Annotated in this window: 17 protein-coding genes and 1 pseudogene; 7 read left to right on the forward strand and 11 right to left on the reverse strand. The window is 33.1% G+C overall.

Annotated elements, in window-relative coordinates; translation table 11 throughout:
- Positions 1-3: 3 nt before the first annotated feature.
- Positions 4-1,056 carry a DUF3810 family protein gene (locus AC1QSP_RS03080; RefSeq protein ID WP_484079733.1) on the reverse strand — a complete coding sequence of 351 codons (1,053 nt, stop codon included), beginning with the start codon at positions 1,054-1,056 and terminating at the stop codon, positions 4-6.
- Positions 1,037-2,014, reverse strand: a complete 978-nt coding sequence (locus AC1QSP_RS03085) for a bile acid:sodium symporter (protein ID WP_484079734.1) — start codon at positions 2,012-2,014, stop codon at positions 1,037-1,039. Before AC1QSP_RS03085 ends, AC1QSP_RS03080 begins: the two co-directional genes overlap by 20 nt.
- Before the next feature lie 114 nt (positions 2,015-2,128).
- Between AC1QSP_RS03085 and AC1QSP_RS03090 the strand changes: the two genes are divergently transcribed.
- Together AC1QSP_RS03090 and AC1QSP_RS03095 are read left to right on the forward strand one after the other, a co-directional pair.
- Entirely contained in the window at positions 2,129-3,229 is a 1,101-nt protein-coding gene (locus AC1QSP_RS03090) for an endonuclease (protein WP_484079735.1), read from the forward strand.
- A gap of 125 nt (positions 3,230-3,354) precedes the next feature.
- Positions 3,355-3,696, forward strand: a complete 342-nt coding sequence (locus AC1QSP_RS03095) for a hypothetical protein (RefSeq protein ID WP_484079736.1) — start codon at positions 3,355-3,357, stop codon at positions 3,694-3,696.
- A gap of 37 nt (positions 3,697-3,733) precedes the next feature.
- Here AC1QSP_RS03095 and AC1QSP_RS03100 read toward each other — a convergent pair whose 3' ends face one another.
- Both AC1QSP_RS03100 and tilS read right to left on the reverse strand, forming a co-directional pair.
- Positions 3,734-5,827: a protein-disulfide reductase DsbD family protein gene (locus AC1QSP_RS03100; protein WP_484079737.1), complete on the reverse strand. Its 2,094-nt coding sequence runs from the start codon at positions 5,825-5,827 to the stop codon at positions 3,734-3,736.
- Entirely contained in the window at positions 5,821-7,122 is a 1,302-nt protein-coding gene (tilS, locus tag AC1QSP_RS03105) for a tRNA lysidine(34) synthetase TilS (protein WP_484079738.1), read from the reverse strand. The genes AC1QSP_RS03100 and tilS overlap by 7 nt, the downstream gene beginning before the upstream one ends.
- Positions 7,123-7,183: 61 nt before the next feature.
- Between tilS and AC1QSP_RS03110 the strand changes: the two genes are divergently transcribed.
- Positions 7,184-7,987: an endonuclease I family protein gene (locus AC1QSP_RS03110; RefSeq protein ID WP_484079739.1), complete on the forward strand. Its 804-nt coding sequence runs from the start codon at positions 7,184-7,186 to the stop codon at positions 7,985-7,987.
- Positions 7,988-8,024: 37 nt separating this feature from the next.
- Positions 8,025-8,687, forward strand: coding sequence for a hypothetical protein (locus tag AC1QSP_RS03115; protein WP_484079740.1), 663 nt, complete (start codon positions 8,025-8,027; stop codon positions 8,685-8,687).
- A 33-nt stretch (positions 8,688-8,720) separates the two neighbouring features.
- Here the strand turns inward: AC1QSP_RS03115 and AC1QSP_RS03120 are convergent, their stop codons facing one another.
- Complete coding sequence (locus AC1QSP_RS03120) at positions 8,721-9,128, reverse strand: RrF2 family transcriptional regulator (protein ID WP_484079741.1); 408 nt, start codon at positions 9,126-9,128, stop codon at positions 8,721-8,723.
- Between the two features lie 74 nt (positions 9,129-9,202).
- Positions 9,203-10,615 carry an aldehyde dehydrogenase family protein gene (locus AC1QSP_RS03125; protein ID WP_484079742.1) on the reverse strand — a complete coding sequence of 471 codons (1,413 nt, stop codon included), beginning with the start codon at positions 10,613-10,615 and terminating at the stop codon, positions 9,203-9,205.
- A 51-nt stretch (positions 10,616-10,666) separates the two neighbouring features.
- Between AC1QSP_RS03125 and AC1QSP_RS03130 the strand changes: the two genes are divergently transcribed.
- Positions 10,667-11,104 (forward strand): hypothetical protein, encoded by a 438-nt coding sequence (locus tag AC1QSP_RS03130; RefSeq protein WP_484079743.1) that lies wholly within the window; start codon positions 10,667-10,669, stop codon positions 11,102-11,104.
- 213 nt (positions 11,105-11,317) lie between these two features.
- A complete protein-coding gene (locus tag AC1QSP_RS03135; protein ID WP_484079744.1) occupies positions 11,318-11,500 on the forward strand; it encodes a hypothetical protein in 183 nt (60 codons plus the stop codon).
- On the opposite strand, the gene AC1QSP_RS03140 is transcribed toward AC1QSP_RS03135, so the two are convergent.
- Both AC1QSP_RS03140 and AC1QSP_RS03145 read right to left on the reverse strand, forming a co-directional pair.
- On the reverse strand, positions 11,501-12,160 hold the full coding sequence (locus AC1QSP_RS03140) for a LysE family transporter (RefSeq protein ID WP_484079745.1): 660 nt from the start codon (positions 12,158-12,160) through the stop codon (positions 11,501-11,503). It abuts the gene before it with no gap.
- A 33-nt stretch (positions 12,161-12,193) separates the two neighbouring features.
- A complete protein-coding gene (locus AC1QSP_RS03145) occupies positions 12,194-12,391 on the reverse strand; it encodes a hypothetical protein (protein WP_484079746.1) in 198 nt (65 codons plus the stop codon).
- Between the two features lie 415 nt (positions 12,392-12,806).
- On the opposite strand from AC1QSP_RS03145, the pseudogene AC1QSP_RS03150 reads away from it, so the two are divergent.
- A pseudogene (locus AC1QSP_RS03150) lies at positions 12,807-12,929 on the forward strand (TMEM175 family protein); the annotation flags it as partial.
- A 127-nt stretch (positions 12,930-13,056) separates the two neighbouring features.
- Here the strand turns inward: AC1QSP_RS03150 and AC1QSP_RS03155 are convergent.
- The 3 genes from AC1QSP_RS03155 to AC1QSP_RS03165 all read right to left on the reverse strand — a co-directional run bounded on the left by AC1QSP_RS03155 (position 13,057) and on the right by AC1QSP_RS03165 (position 17,555).
- On the reverse strand, positions 13,057-13,785 hold the full coding sequence (locus tag AC1QSP_RS03155) for an alpha/beta hydrolase (RefSeq protein ID WP_484079747.1): 729 nt from the start codon (positions 13,783-13,785) through the stop codon (positions 13,057-13,059).
- Between the two features lie 8 nt (positions 13,786-13,793).
- Positions 13,794-14,810, reverse strand: coding sequence for a pirin family protein (locus AC1QSP_RS03160; RefSeq protein WP_484079748.1), 1,017 nt, complete (start codon positions 14,808-14,810; stop codon positions 13,794-13,796).
- A gap of 123 nt (positions 14,811-14,933) precedes the next feature.
- Positions 14,934-17,555, reverse strand: a complete 2,622-nt coding sequence (locus AC1QSP_RS03165) for a valine--tRNA ligase (protein ID WP_484079749.1) — start codon at positions 17,553-17,555, stop codon at positions 14,934-14,936.
- Positions 17,556-17,792 lie beyond the last annotated feature (237 nt).

A 17,792-nucleotide genomic window follows, 5' to 3' on the forward strand; every position in this document is an offset into this window, starting at 1 on the left:
AATCTAAAGATTAGCCTTTTTTGTTTTATAATAATATACGAGATCAATATATTTTGAATAAGTAATAATTCCTTCTTGATTATTGGCTTTCAAAAATTGATTATTCATTTCAGAAAAAACTTCACTGGTCTTCCCTTCAAACTGTTGATAATATTTAATCTCACCTTTCCGGTCATTTTGAATGGATTCAGGTAATTGATTCAATTGAAATTCTACAAATAACGGATCAGCAAGGCGTAAGGCCGATAAAATGGAAAACATCAATTTATAATTTGCCGCATATACCACTTCACTGAATTTCGATTGATGACTAAGATAATAGGCTATAAAATTCGCTTCATTTTCTGAAGAAAACCCCATCTGATGCGCTAGTTCATGATTTATCGTATATGCATGTTTTAAATCGGTGTTATTTCGATTGATATTACTTTCTATACTAAAAGGATTATAATAGCCTAGAATACCCAGATGATTCATTAAAGATGAAATAAATGATAGTTTAGCGATTGGTTGTTCAATCATATGGTAATTTTTAATCCATTTTTCGTGTTGAATCGCATATTGTCTAGTTCCAAATTCACTTAAAATATCATTTGTATTCACCTCAAACTTTATCGGTTGATGAGATGCATTAAAAGATTCACGATGATGAATGGCTTGTTCTAAAGCCTCACAATACAACTCTTTTAAAATCTCAGGGTTAATCTCTTGCTTTTCAACGATGAAATTCTCTTTATAATACATAAACCCCCAAACGGAATTATACCACAATAAAATATAAGTGAATACTTTAAAGCATAAATTCAACGAATAATGATAGGATTTTGATCGTATGCATTGAATGAAAACACATAAAATAAAAATGATGAATAATCCATAGAAAATTTCACCCATAGGGATTGTCACTCCAGATGTAATCGAATGAATGATCTCATAGTACAATTGATAGGGATAATTAAACCAAAAATCATTAAATGTTGGAAATTGAAATAAAAGCTTCCAAACCATCCATTGAACGATAAATAGTACAATCCATTTATACCACTTGTTTTGCATATTGACTTGCTTTATAACTAATGAATAACAACTGAAACGTATGATAAATCATAATCGGAAGTAAGATAAAACCGATTTCAGATCCAAAAAGTATACTCCCAATAACGGATCCATGAACCAGCGATTTTTTAGTACCACAGAATTGTAAAACAATAAAATCTTCCCGTTTAAATTTCCAAAATTTATCGTTTAATAATTGTATAAGATAAAAGACTATAAAAAATAATAGGATCACTACAATCGTCATCACCAGTATTTTTTTAAAACCAAAAACGTGCAATAATCCTTCAGAAAAAGTATGACTAAAACTTTCGTATACAATTAGAACAATGGTAAATTTATCTACGTTACTTAACAATTGTTTGTATTTATCGTAATATTTACCCAAATAGGGTTGTAAAAATGCACCCACTACAACGGGTAAAATCACTTTTAAGACCAAATCTGTCACAATGGAAAATGAGTCGACCTCACCATCTTGATGGATAAATAAGCTCATCCATAAAGGGGTTAGAATAATCCCAATTAATCCCGATAGACTGGCATTAAAAATAGCAGAAATCATATTCCCTTTTGCAATGGAAACCATGACAACAGATGATGAAACTGTACTAGGCAAACAGCATAAATAAAAAACAGCAAGAAACATCATTTGATAAGAGGAATCGACTTTAGTTAACGGGTAAAAAAGCAAACCAAGTAAAGGAAACAAAAGAAATGTAATCAATTGAATGCGGAGATGCAATTTCCAATTCATTAAATCTTTGAAAACTTCACTCCATTTTAATTTCAAACCATAAAAAAAGAAAACGCAAATGACTCCAATATTGATGATTTTACTTAACGTAATAGTGTAGACATTAATGTAACTCAATTGTGGAAACACAAACGCGAAAATAAGCGCTAAAATCAAATAAAAAATTAATGGATCAGGAAATATCTTTTTAATGAGAGACATAAAATTTTTCAATAAATATAGCTAATTCTCAAACGATACACTCAAAATAGATAACTTCTAAGTGCTTATTTTCAATAGATTATACTTAATTTAGTAATAATCAATTTATTATATATGAAAAAACTTATACTTTCGATAGTTACTTTCGGAAACTTTATTTTGAGCTATGCACAGGCCCCTGAAGGATATTATAATTCAGCCACTGGAACGGGCTATACTTTAAAAACACAATTGTATCAAATCATTAAAGGGCATCAAGCCATGAGTTATGGTAATTTATGGACACTGTATACAACCAATCCTCAAGCCTATAACGATAATTGGTATGATCCTACGGATTCGAATAAAATACTAGATGTTTACAGCGAAAACCCCAATGGTCCAGATCCCTATACCTATACCCCTGGCACAAATCAATGTGGAAACTATAATGGAGAGGGTGTTTGTTATAATCGTGAGCATATTATTCCTCAAAGTGTGTTTAGTCAATCTGCACCGATGGTTACGGATGCCTTTCACATATGGCCAACGGATGGATATGTCAATGGTCGTCGCGATAGTTATCCTTTTGGAGTCGTGAACTCCCCTACTTGGACTTCTCAAAACGGATCTAAATTAGGGAGTAATTATAATTCGGGATATTCTGCCGGTTATTCAGGAACAGTGTTTGAGCCTATTGATGAGTTTAAAGGTGATTTTGCACGAGCTCATTTTTATTTTGCGACACGATATCAAGAAAATAATATTCAAAATTGGAATTATCCGATGTTTAACGGCACAAAAGACAAAGTGTTCACCGATACATTTCTTCGAATTTTAATGACTTGGCATGTCAATGATCCGGTTTCACCACGAGAAATTGCTTTAAATAATGCCATCTACAGCGTACAAAATAATCGAAATCCATTTATCGATCATCCAGAATTCGCGCAACAAATTTGGGGTGAAAATTTAGCTTCAAATGAATTTGAATATCAAGAAAGAGATCAAATTAAAATATTTAAAAAAAATAAAACAACATATACAGTAAAAGCAAATCACAATAATCGTTTAATAGAAAAAATATACATATTCACAATAGAGGGTAAACTTATAAAAGAACTACATAACAATACCTCTTTAACATCAATAGATATCTGTATTACTACTCCGGGGATATATATTATTAAAGTGTTGGGAATCAATTATGAAATTAATCGAAAAATAGTTATTTAAGTGGTTATAAATGATTAATAAATTAATACCTAATTATAGGTATTTTTACGTTAGAATTAAAAAATATTTTTTTGCAAATTAAATATTTAATAATTTTGTCGTGTAATAACCTAACTAGATAACCAATGAATAATTGCATGCAATGCGGGCAAACTCTTTTCGGAAGAAGAGATAAAAAGTTCTGCAATGACTTTTGCCGTAACACGTACAATAATCACTTAAACAAAGAAAATGTTGAAGTGATTCGAATCACAAACAACAAACTAAAAAAGAATCATAAGATTCTAAAAAATTTAGTTGAATTAAGTAAATTAAGTGTCACTCGAACGGAATTAGAACTTTTAGGTTTTGATTTTAATTTAGTCACTAGCTTCGACTTTAGCGATGGAGTTATATACCGAAAAGTATATGATTATGTTATCCAACAAAATGCGGATAATTCGATGATTATTAAACAGATTGCATAATTAAAAAAGGTTCCATCATGATGGAACCTTTTTTAATTTATTTATTTTCTGAATGATACTTTTCAATTCCTTTATTAAGCCAATTTAAATATTTCTCGATATCTAATTCTGCTTCTAAAGGCGCGGTGTAACGTTTCAGATTCTTATCGACTATAATATAATAAGGCTGTGCATTAGCATTAAAATTCTCCATTTCAAAGGCAGTCCATTTGTTGCCTACTGTTTTTAACTTTCGATTTAATGCTTTAGAAAACACTTTTTGATCTTCTGGTAATTCTTTTTGATCATCCACATACAATGATACCAAAACCACATCCTTCGATAATTTATCTTTAATGCGTTGATCCACCCAAACACGCTCTTCTACTTTACGACAATTGGCACAAGCATGACCTGTAAAATCCAATAACAAAGGCTTATTCGTCTTTTCAGCATATAAAACGGCTTGATCGAAATCTTTAAATGTTGGAATTCCATGAGGACCTGCGACCATGTTAGGATCTTCAAAGGCATTTGATTCTGTTGATCCTGTAGATGCCCCTTCATGAAAACCTCGAGGAGATTCAGAATACGTCATCGGTGGCGTTAAGCCACTTAATAACTTTAATGGAGCTCCCCACAATCCAGGGACAATATATGCCACAAATGTAAAGGCGAGTAATGCAAAAAATAAGCGTGGTACTCCTATAGTTTGCGTAGGTGAATCTAATTCTAATCTAAATTTTCCTAATAAATACAATCCTAATACAAAGAAGATGGCGATCCAAATCGCTAAAAAGATTTCTCTTGGCAACCAATTCATTTGCCATACCAAATCAGCGTTTGATAAGAATTTAAAAGCAAATGCCAACTCAATGAATCCTAAGGACACTTTAATGGTATTTAACCACCCCCCTGATTTCGGTAAAGAATTCAACCAACCTGGGAACATTGCAAATAAGGTAAATGGAATCGCTAATGCTAACAAGAATCCAAACATTCCGATCACCAATGACAAATGGTTTCCTTCTTGTGTAGCTTGCACTAATAAAGAACCAATAATTGGACCTGTACAAGAAAATGATACCAATGCTAAAGTAAACGCCATAAAGAAAATCCCGATTAATCCTCCTTTATCAGCCCCTTTATCAGCAGCATTCACCCATTTACTTGGTAATGTTAATTCAAAAGCTCCAAAAAATGACGCTGCAAAAACGATGAATATGATAAAAAATCCAATGTTAACCCATGGATCTGTCGACATTTCATTCAGTACAGAAGGACCAAACAGTAGTGTCGCTAACAAGCCTAGTAGGACATATATAACAATTATCGAAATACCATAAATAAACGCTTTTCCAACTCCCTCACCCTTTGATTTACTTTGTTTCGTAAACATACTTACCGTTAAGGGAATCATCGGAAATATACATGGCATCAGTAATGCAGCTAAACCACCTAAAAATCCTAATGTAAAAATCTTGAATAAACCATTATTCTTGTTTTCATTTTCACCGAATAATTCTTCATCCAACTGATTTGAAACTTGAATGTTATCTTCCTTTATCGTATCATTTGAAATCGAAAGTGAATCTTCAGCCATATTTACCACTGAATCACTACTGATTTCTGAAGATTCTATTAAAGATTCATTTGTTGGAATTTCATTTTCTACAGATTCTTTTACTTCTACTTTAGCGGTAGGCGTAAGTTTTATAGTTCCTGAAGCTTCATCCGGTGGCAAACAACGTTCAGCATCACACATCTGAAATTCAATCGTATAGTCTACGGTCGAAGGTTGATCACCACTAAGTTTGACTTTTTGAACAAATTTGACATTCTTTTCGTAGTATTTTTCATCTTGTTCAAATACAGTACTGTATTTGTCAATACGTTTCCCTACCTCTTTGTAAGAACCAACCAATTGAGCACCTTTAGCAGCTTTAAAACTAGCTGATGCAGGTATTCCAATACCTCCATCTGGATGTTTGGATGAATACAAATGCCAACCCGCATCTATTTTTCCAATTACCTCTACTTCAAATTCATTTTTACCTAAATCTTTTACATTAGTCGACCATTTTGCCGGCGTAAAAAATTGAGCTTGTACTAAAATTGGAAACAAAAAGAGAATCCAAAGTTTTTTTAACATACAATAATATTTAAAAAGTTCATACTATGTTCTTTTATTCGAAAACGATGATCTATTCGATGATTTACAACCCAAAGAATTTGGTCTTGATTATCGACTAACAACCATGCATCTTCTTTTTCAATTTTTGAAAACTTTAAATCTTTAAAAAATTTACTGATTAGTTTACGTTTACCGTTCATTCCTAATGGATAGAAGAAATCCCCTTCTTTTGCTTTACGCAATCTTAAAGGATATTGAATTTGATCACCATCCAAAATTTCAGAAGCATTATCCAATCGTCCATTTGAACAAACAAACTTCAAATTTAGTGAATTGATTTTTACTTCTTCTTGTTCTATGATAATTTCATCTGAATCGATTTCCGAAAGCTGAGTCAAAATCAGATATTCTCTCTCTTTTATTAATCGATGCGTTTTTGATCTTAACTCACTACTATTATCCGATTGCTTTAACTGATTAATTAAATCAACATCCTTAAAACCATAATAATCAAACAAATAAAACTGTATAAAGTCTTTAGGTTTTAACTGATCTAAAGCAGAAATTTTAATCTTACAGTTAAAATCATGAGGAATCAAATCATTTCGAATACTTTGAATTTGATTCAAAATAAAATCCTCTGTATCGGATAAAATATTTAAAGTATGTTTAAAATTGGAATCAAATTGAGGATGTAGCTCACGTAATAACGGCGTAATATGGTGTCGAATTTTATTACGTGTATAATCATCAGTGCCATTGCTGCTATCTTCCCTCCAATGAATGCTATTTTCATGTGCATAGGTCAATAAACATTCTTTTGTAAAATTAAGTAAAGGACGAAATATATTTTGATGGGATAATATTTTCATGCCACGTAGTCCACTTACTCCCGTTCCACGCGATAAATTAATCAAAAAGGTTTCAATATTATCGTCTAAATGATGAGCAGTCACAAGATAATCCAAGTGATTGACTTGCATGATTTCGTCAAACCAACGATACCTCAACAAACGACACGCCATTTCAGTTGAATAATTTCCAGTCGCTTTAAAGGCTTCTACATCAAAATTAATGGTATGAAATGGAATTTGATGTCTTCCACAATACTGTTGCACCATCAGTTGATCTTGAATGGAATCATTTTCCCTCAACTGAAAATTACAATGTGCCACTTGAAATGACGCAACGGAATGACGAAATAAATCCAATAGAACCATGCTATCTACACCTCCACTAATGGCTAAAAGGTATTTAAAACCTTTGGTGTTATGATTCAATAAGATACGTTGAAATTCACTTTTCATACTCATTCTCATCTGCTATATTCCGTATTATCCAATTATATTTGCCCCTCAAAAATAAGGGATATTAATGAAGAAGATACTATTTATTATCAGTTTTTCAGCATTGGCTTTGGTACAAGCACAGATGCCTAAATATTATAAATCAATTCATTTCGATAAGAAAGGGAATGAGTTGAAAAATGAATTAGCACAACTTATAAAATCTACGCATAAAAATCAACTGACCTATAAAGAATTATGGAAAGCGTTAGCCATCACAGATGCTGATCCTAAAAATTCAAAAAACGTATTGATGATTTATGGTTATGATGATGGAGCACGTGAAAAAGATGTGCATCGTAGTCGTGATAAAAAGAAATCGGGTGGTGAAAAAGGATTATGGAGCCGTGAACATGTATATCCTAAATCTTTGGGGCAACCGAATTTAGGACAAACTGGACCAGGTGCAGATGCCCATATGTTAAGGCCAGCAGATGTAACACGAAACACGAAACGTAGTAATTTGCCATTTATTGACGGCACTGGAAAAGCTTCTAAACGAGATCAAAAGGCGTGGTATCCTGGAAATGAATGGAAAGGTGATATTGCACGAATTATTATGTATATGTACGTGCGTTATGGCAATCAAGCACATCCTAATCGTGTGGCTAAAAGTAAAAATACATATCATAAAGATATGCCCGACTTATTTTTAAAATGGAATGCAGAAGATCCCGTTTCAAAGTTTGAAATGCAACGTAACGAATATTTAGGTAATTTAGCCAATACATTTGGGCAAGGCAATCGAAATCCATTTATTGACAACCCTTATTTAGCCACTAAAATTTGGGGTGGTCCAAAAGCCCAAAACAGATGGAAAGAAATTAAATAATCACTTCAATAAAAACACATTATAACATTATATTTCAATGAAATACAACTTTATTATATTATCCATTTTTATCACGACAATAAGCTCAACTTATGCTTTTGCACAAGATTTATCTTCATATCAGATTCAGATGGATACACGAACAATGGAAGAAAAATATCCTGATGTCTTTACAAAAACAAAAGCGAATCATCCCGATACAGCATATGAAATTGGACGTAAAACCAAAGGTTTTTCGAGCGATTTTATAGGAGATCAAGGAAAATTACAATTTTATTTGATCTATGCTCAACATCTACAAAAATTAAATACTGAAAATCCTTATTCGACGTATCGAAAACAATTCATTGCTTTGTATCAATCCATCAATCATGTGAATCAATTGATTGATACACAAATAGGATATTACGAACAAATGCAATCGATGCTTATTGCATATGCGGAATATTCGATCTATGAAATCAATACGATTGATCAATCGCGATTAGGTCCAATTGATGTCGATAAACAAAAAAAGTTTTTTATCAAAAGTATTCAGCAAAAAATTAAGACTAAAAATCAAAACCTTCATTTAAATAATTTGCCGAACTATTCGAAAAATCAGAATCGTCTTGCAGAGGAATTAAAGAAAATTGATGAGTTAATAACTGATGCATACAGTTTAAAAGTTGCACAGGTTTTTCACTATACCTACTATTAATCAAAAAGCCTGTAATTTCTTACAGGCTTTTTTTTATCGTAAACTCGCTAAAGATTTATTTTCTAGAATCTCTAGGGTTGAATCTCTTAATTCTGTCATGACTTTGTTTAATTGACAAACACCTTCATTTGGACAATCATCACATTTTTCATAGTAGTTTTTACTTACACATGGTAATAAAGCAATTGGTCCTTCTAACACACGAATTAAAGATGCTAAGGAGATTTCTTCTGCAGGTCGTGCCAAATAATATCCTCCACCTTTTCCTTGTTTTGAATTGACAAACCCTAATTTTTTTAGATCCAATAAGATAGCTTCTAAGAATTTTTTAGGAATCGATTCAACATCAGAAATTTGACCAATTAAAACAGGCTTATTACTTTCCTGACGAGCAAGATAAGCCATTGCTTTTAAACCGTATTTCGTCTTTTTTGATAGCAATTTCGTTTCTTTTTAGTTCAACAAAAATACTTCTTGCCTTTGTATTTAGCAAATCAAAAGTGTTTAGAACGATTCTATAAATACTTCATCATAAAATTTACAATTTTTTGAGTAAATCCTGTATAGGGATAATTAATAAATTTTGTTGGTGAAAACCATTGGTTAACTTGTAATACCGGCTTGGCATGAGAAAAATCTTCAAACCCGAAACGTCCCGTTGAACAACCTATCCCTGAGTTATTTACTCCACCAAATGGTAAATTGGGATGCATGATATGCAACAAAGTTTCATTTACCAATACGGCTCCAGAGGAAGTGTTATGGACGATAAAATCAATCAATTCTTGATTTTTTGAATAGATGTAAAGCGCTAGAGGTTTTTCTCGATCATTAATAAATTTTGTAATCTCTTGAATATTTTGATAAGTAATCATTGGAAAAACAGGTCCAAAAATTTCTTCAAACAAGATCTCAGCATCATCAGGAATATCGGTAAGAAGCGTAGGTTTAATGTATAATTCTGATCGAACATATTCGTTACCATAAGGACAATTGGCACCACCATCTATCGCATTCTCCACCAATGATTGAATGCGATCAAAATTTCTTAGGTTAATTATGCGCGCCAAATCCGGACTTTCCATCGGATTCTTTCCAAATGTTTTTTCCATATGCTGAATAAAAGTAGAAATAAACTCTTCTTTTAATTCTTCTTTAATCAATAGATAATCTGGAGCGATGCATGTTTGTCCGTTATTAATTAGTTTTCCCCAAATTGCTTTTGAAACAACGGTTTTCATATCCAATGTACCATCAATGATAAGTGGGGATTTCCCTCCCAACTCTAACGTAACCGAAGCCAAATGCTTTGCACCTGCAGCCATTACAATTTTACCTACTTTAGGTGAACCTGTAAAATGGATGTGATCAAATTTCTTCGATAACAAATACGTTGTTTCCTCTACTTCTCCATAAATCAATTGGACATGATTCGATTCGAAAACCTTTCCAAAAATGGAATTTAATACTTGATTTGTTGCAGGGGCAAATTCTGAAGGTTTTACTATAGCCGTATTTCCAGCAGCAATACATGCGACCAAATGAACTACCGCCAATTGAAAGGGATAGTTCCATGGGGATATGATCAAACAATTTCCTTTTGGTTCGTAAACTAGTTTTGCTTTTGATCCAAAAAAAACTAAATTATTTGATACCGATTTACTTGCAGACCAATCTTTTAGATTTTTGATGAATAAGCGAATTTCAGAAAGCACAGGAAATAGCTCTGTCGATTCAGCTTCTATCTTACTTTTTCGAAAATCTTTATGTAATGCATCTACAATTTCATCTCGAGCAAGAAAAATTTCATTTTCTAATTTTTTTAACAGTTGAATGCGTTCTTTGATCGTTGTTCTTTGGATAGCTAAACGATTTTCACGTTGCAAATGATAGATGTGATCAATATATGGAAATTCTTTTTCTGACATTTTAAATGATTTAGGTTAAATATAATTATTTTTAGACATATTTTAACTGCTATGAAAAACAATACGCTAAAAATCATCGACAAATTAAACCATATTAAGCATCTCGTATTATTAGGAAAAAGCGATCATAATTTATCTGAAATCGAAATCGATATTATTACTCAAATCGCCAGACATCATAATGTAGGCATTAAAGATATCGATTACATTATGTCTAATTCAGATGACATCCCTTTCACCATTCCAGAAACATTTACAGATCGATTGGCAACACTCTACGATTTAGTGGTTTTAATGGTTTCTGATTTAGAGATACATCAAAATGAAATTGATTTTTGTACCAACCTAGCCAAAAAATATGAGTTTAATCCACAAATTGTAGATGAATTAATTGAAGATGTTTTAGGCTTTGTCATGGACGGTAAACAATGTGATGATGTCATGGAATATCTTACAAAATATGCGCATCCGAAACGAAACTTAAATTAAATGAAGCTTATCTACACTTTTATTTTAATCGGCTTGTTATTCTCCTGTTCTAATGATTATAAAAAATATAGAGATATAGGAGTTTTTCGTATTTATGAATTACAATGCGATGGAAAATTTTATATGACCATTGAAGATTGTTCGTGTGAAAAATGACCTCAAAATTACTTTATTCCCCAAGGAAACAAAAACGATAATTTTTATGAATTTTAGGTGAAGACCGAGAATGGCCGTCTTAAAATCTATGCTTTATATGATGAGTTTGAAACCTTTGGACATATAAAATCCAAGATTGACTTTATTGTAAGTCAAAATAATGCAGACTTTATCGAATGGATAACAGCTAATGATGTAAAAGTCTTTAGGGGATATTCTAACGGACAAATAAATCCGTAATTATTTTAATAACTGATAAATCGTTAATAAAGAAACCACACTGGTTACGCCACCAATAACGTAATTAATATGCTTTAAAATAAACGAATTCTCTTCCGTTTTCGAACTGAAAAACTTTAAGTATAAGCTAAAAATAATCATCGAACCAAGGACAACACCTAATGCAAAAATGGAACTGTTGGGCTGATTGAAAACAGAAATATGGTAAGATTTTAAGGTGGCACTTAAGAAAACATAAAAGGGTACGGGAAAAACATTAATCGCGGATAGAATCACCCCATACATAAACTTATTTTTTTGCTGAACCTCTCCGATTTGTTTTTCTTTTTTTCGTTTCTTCTTTTGATCTTGCTTTTTAGCGAAAAATAAAAAATAAATGGTAATCAATAGGAAGACAGCTAAACCTACTTCTCTAAAAATTTTCGTTACTTCTGCATTAAAATTGATGAATTTCGCCAAAAAAATGGCAATATAAACTTGTAAGGCAATAGTTACTGCCGTTCCCGCCATAAAGGTATACGCACTTTTAGAACCTTCTTGTTTTCCAATTTTCACCACTGTCATATTCAAAAGACCAGGAATTGCAGATCCAATAATGGCTGTAAAAATTCCAATTAAAATAAGTTCTAAATAGTGCATGTAACCGTATAATGACTGCAAAAGTAAGCATTTGACTTTGGAAAATAAATGATATTATTCGGTAAAAATAAAATCAAACAAGAAGCAACGGTATCCATTTTTACGTTCTTTGTACATTGCTAAAATTACCGTAAATTTATACAACCCTTTGAAATTGTACACGATACCATTCAGCAACAATGGTGTATTCTTTACCCATGCGTTAAGCCTTGATCGGTACACAAAATTCGCAAATGTTGCTTCTATTTTCAAGGCTTTGATCCTCTAGACTCCCATTTCTATGCCGCTTCTATGCCGCCTCTATGCTACCTCTATGCTACCTTGATGTCGCCTCAACTAGGCCCTAACAAGCGATCATCTCCGTACTTCCTCCGTACTTTCGCTATCCCAACTGTATACTTACTTCGTATCTATTCCCTCCCATCACCCATAAACAACTCAAACTACCGCCCCACGATCGTCACTCTTTTTCTATACGAAAACTCAATGACTCAAGAGGACTTATACCATTCATAATCACAATTTTAAACCGTCGAATTGATATAAAATGCATAATTTTATTTAAATGGATTCGTAATGCTATTGATTTTTATACAATTACAATCCGCTAAAGTGTAATTTATATAATTGTAGTGCAGCCTAAAAACATAAACCTATATTCTTAAACATGACAACCAACCGATTAGAAGCTTTTAGTGATGGCGTATTAGCCATTATTCTTACCATTATGGTCTTAGAATTAAAAATACCTGTAGGAGATGATTTAAATAGCTTAAAACCATTTATTCCACACCATTGAAAGAATTAGATAAATGAACATTATGGAACAACTTAGTTAAAATGTTTAGGTTATATTTGCAATAATTAATGCATAATTGTTTCTTTAATTCAAAAAGAAATTCACCAGAAATCCTTTCTTATTTTTTTGGATACATCCAAATGATGGCTTGCTTCAATGTTCGTTTAAATACGCTAAAATGAGTTGCTTGAAGATCATAATGAAAGTGAATACGTGATGTATCTATCTCTTCCTGTTCCACTTCAATTTCTATCTTTTGAATTAAGTTTTTGATTGTTTTGGTTTTAGAAGAAGAAAACCATAACTGACTATAATTCAATTTATTTGACTTTACTACCTCAACAAATGCTTTATAATATTCATTTTTATTCCACCACAACGATGGATCGATTGAAATATAACGTTTTAGGATCGTATGGTGCTCCAGTAATAGATTAATGACCAATAAGCCTCCAAGAGATTCACCTATAATTCCAAAATCATGCTCAACCATATATTGATCTTGAACAAACGGAATTAACTCATCGACAATAAATCCTTTAAATTGAGTAGCATTACCTGTATTCGACACCCATTTCAAATCTGATAATTCTTGTGTTGGCGTTGTAAAATCAAAATTACGATCTACATTTTCTATCCCGACAAGTATAAACGGTTCAATTTGATGCGTCGACAACAACTCCGAAACTTGATCCAATATAAAATGTAATTGTTCTGATTTCCCTCCATCTAATAGCATCACAACCGGTAAGGGTTGATTGCGATAGTCAACAGGAATACTGCAATTAATCCTTCTCACTTGATTCAAATGAATCGAATCAATTTCAAATTCTGAAATAGTATGCATGTTGTCAATTAGTTTTCGGGACGATCAATGACTTCTCCAAAGCTATAACTTGCAAAACGACCTGCATTTTTTTCGTTCACTAAATCCATTTCGGTATCACCCCAAGGCCAACCACCAAATTCAGTACGACGATATTCCGCAAAGGCTTCTTGTAATTCCAATTCTGTATTCATCACAAAAGGACCATAAGCCGCAACGGGTTCATTGATTGGTTCACCCTCCAAAATTAAGATTTTACTTTTAGCCGTTCCATTTTTAAAGGTAATTGCTTGATTGCCGTATAAATCCAATAAATGATTTACCTGAACGGATGCATCATCCACTTGAATCTCTCCTTCTCCATCATAAAATAAGACAAAACGCGACAAGGATTCAGACACAACTGGTAGCGTGAACTCTGCATTGGGATCTAAATCAACCAATGCAATCCCCATATGATGCGCGGGATCTGCTGCCCATGAGTTTGGTAAAGGATCAACTGCTTTTACTCCCTCATATTCTCCCAACACCACTCTAATACGAATAGAATTTCCATCAGCATCTTCAAATGATTTGATTGGTACATTTTCTTTCCAAATCATTTTATAATCGGGAGGTGTTAATTTACTTCCACTTGGTAAATTGATCCAAATTTGGAACAATCGTAATGGATTTTCCTTGTCATCATAGATTAAAGGAAACATTTCGGAATGCAAAACCCCTGCGCCAGCACTCATCAACTGAATATCACCATCACCATAACGACCTTTTGAATCAAAATGGACCGCAAAACCTTCATCAACTATCGAACAAATTTCGAAACCACGGTGCGGATGATGTGGAAATCCAGGCACTTTTTCGCCGTGATACATTCTCCATTTTTTCGTGGGATCGAAATCATTTCCTATTCTGCGATCGGAGATATCTTCTGATGGTCCCATATTTCCATTTCCTTTTGGATAGATGTCATAATGATGAACGCCCATGATGTAAGGATCTCGAATCGGCATTGGACCATTGATGGGTATAATTTGTTTGATTTTCATAGTAGTCATTTACACTTATCTTATCAAATAATATTCCTTAATAATTAAATCACCATCACAAAAAAGCCACTCCAAATTGGAGTGGCTCATTCTATATACTAAAATCTAATCTCTAAATACGATTTATAATGCTGCTAATTGCTCTTCAATTTGTGCAATTTTAGCTAAAGCATCTGCTTCTTTCTTACGCTCTGCATTAATTACCTGCTCTGGCGCACCAGCAACGAATCTTTCGTTTGATAATTTTTTACGAACTGAGTTTAAGAATCCTTGGTTATACTCTAATTCTTTTTGTAATTTTTCGCGTTCAGCTTCAATATCGATGTTATCTGACATTGGAATCATAAATTCTAATGTACCTACACGGAAACCGAAACCTTTTTCTGGTTTATCTCCTGTATTGAAGTTCGAAACGTTTCCTAATTTCGAGAATACATCTACATAGATTTCATTCGCTGCTTGTGCATCAGCAAAAACTTCTAACGCTTCTTTTGGAGACATTCCTTTTTCTGAACGTAATCCACGAATAGCAGTCGTTGCTTCTTTTGTATTTTCGAATGCCTTAATTACAGTTTCGTCGAATGAAGTAACTTCTGGATATTTCGAAATAATTAAAGCTTCATCTTCTGTACGTTCAGCAATTAAGTGCCAAATTTCCTCTGTTAAGAAAGGCATAAATGGATGTAACACTTTTAATACATTTTCTAAGTAAACGATTGTAGCCTCGTATGTTTTACGATCGATTGGCTCACCAAATGTAGGTTTTATCGCTTCTAAGTACCAAGAACAGAAATCATCCCAAATTAATTTATAGATCGCCATTAACGAATCTGATAAACGGTATTGGTCGTAATTGTGTTCAATATCAGCTAACGCTTGTTGGAATTTATTCTCGAACCAGTTTACCGCTTTTGCTTGCGCAGAAGTTTGCTCTAATTCGTCGTTTACTTCCCAACCTTTAATTAAACGGAAAGCATTCCAAATTTTGTTGGCGAAGTTACGTCCTTGTAAACATAGTTCCACATCAAATGGTAAGTCGTTACCTGCAGGCGCTGTTAATAACATTCCCATACGTGTAGCATCCGCTCCGTACTCGTTCATTAATTCGATTGGATCTGGAGAGTTACCTAAAGACTTCGACATTTTACGTCCTTGTTTGTCACGAACGATACCTGTGAAATATACATTTTCGAATGGTAATTCGTTGCGGTACTCGTATCCAGCAACAATCATACGTGCCACCCAGAAGAAGATAATATCTGGACCCGTTACTAAGTCTTGTGTTGGATAGTAATAATTGATTTCTTCGTTTTCAGGATTATTGATTCCATCGAAAACTGAAATTGGCCATAACCAAGAAGAGAACCACGTGTCTAAAGCATCTTCATCTTGACGTAAATCTTCGATTGTTAATGCTGCATTTCCTGATTTTTCTTGTGCTAATGGTAACGCTTCTTCTTTTGTTAATGCAACAACGAAATCTTCGTTTCCATCACCGTAGAAGAATGCAGGAATTTGGTGTCCCCACCATAATTGACGAGAAATGTTCCAATCTGTTACATTTTCCATCCAGTTACGGTATGTGTTTTTAAATTTCGCTGGGTGAAATTTAATCGTATCGTTCATTACGTTATCTAATGCAGGTTTAGCTAAATCTGTCATTTTTAAGAACCATTGGTTCGAGATTTTAGGTTCGATAACCGCTCCAGTTCTTTCAGAAGTTCCTACATTATTTTTATAATCTTCTACTTTTTCAAGTAAACCTTTTTCTTCTAATTCTTTCTCAACTTCTTTACGCGCTTTGAAACGATCCATTCCAGCATAATGCATTCCGTAATCGTTTAATTTCGCATCATCCGTAAAGATATCGATGAATTCTAAGTTGTGTTTCTTTCCTAATTCGTAGTCATTCGTATCATGTGCTGGAGTAACTTTTAAACATCCAGTACCGAATTCTAAATCCACATACTCATCTTCGATGATGTTTACCTCGCGACCAACTAAAGGAACAATTACTTTTTGTCCTTTTAACCACTCGTAACGTTCATCGTTTGGATTGATACAAACTGCAGTATCCCCAAAAATAGTTTCTGGACGAGTTGTCGCTACAACGATGTATTTATCAGAACCTACGACTTGGTATTTTAAGTGGTATAATTTTCCGTTTTTCTCTTTGTAAACCACCTCTTCATCAGAGATATTTGTTTTTGCTTCTGGATCCCAGTTGACCATACGGTAACCGCGGTAAATTAATCCTTTGTTGTATAAATCGACAAATACACGTTGAACAGATTCAGATAAATCTGGATCCATCGTGAATTTAGTACGATCCCAATCACAAGAAGCTCCTAATTTTTTTAATTGATCTAAGATGATTCCACCGTGTTTATGTGTCCAATCCCAAGCATGCTCTAAGAATTTTTCACGTCCAATATCAAATTTAGAAACACCTTCTTCTTTTAATTTCGCAACGACTTTTGCCTCAGTTGCAATTGAAGCGTGGTCAGTTCCAGGAACCCAACATGCGTTGAATCCACGCATACGCGCACGACGAATCAAAACGTCTTGAATCGTATTATTTAACATGTGTCCCATGTGTAAGACACCTGTGACGTTTGGTGGTGGAATTACAATTGTGTAAGCTTTTCTTTCGTCTGGTGTAGATTTAAAGTATTTTTTCTCCATCCAGTACTGGTACCATTTTCCTTCAACCTCTGTCGGCGTATATTTCGATGCGATTTCCATTGTATATTTATTCTTAAAAACAAATTTGGGCAAATTTAATCAATCTGCCCAATATATTGATGTATTGTAACTGCTAATTTCAGATCGTTTTGAAATAATCTTATAATATATTAGAATTAAACTCAATCTAAAATTTTGAATCTAAATATTCTTTACAATATTTCATAATATTATTTAAATGCATTTCTATTTCATCATTATGTTTTGGCAATTTAGGAATCATTTTAAAACCAGATT

Source organism: Faecalibacter sp. (assembly GCF_057177045.1).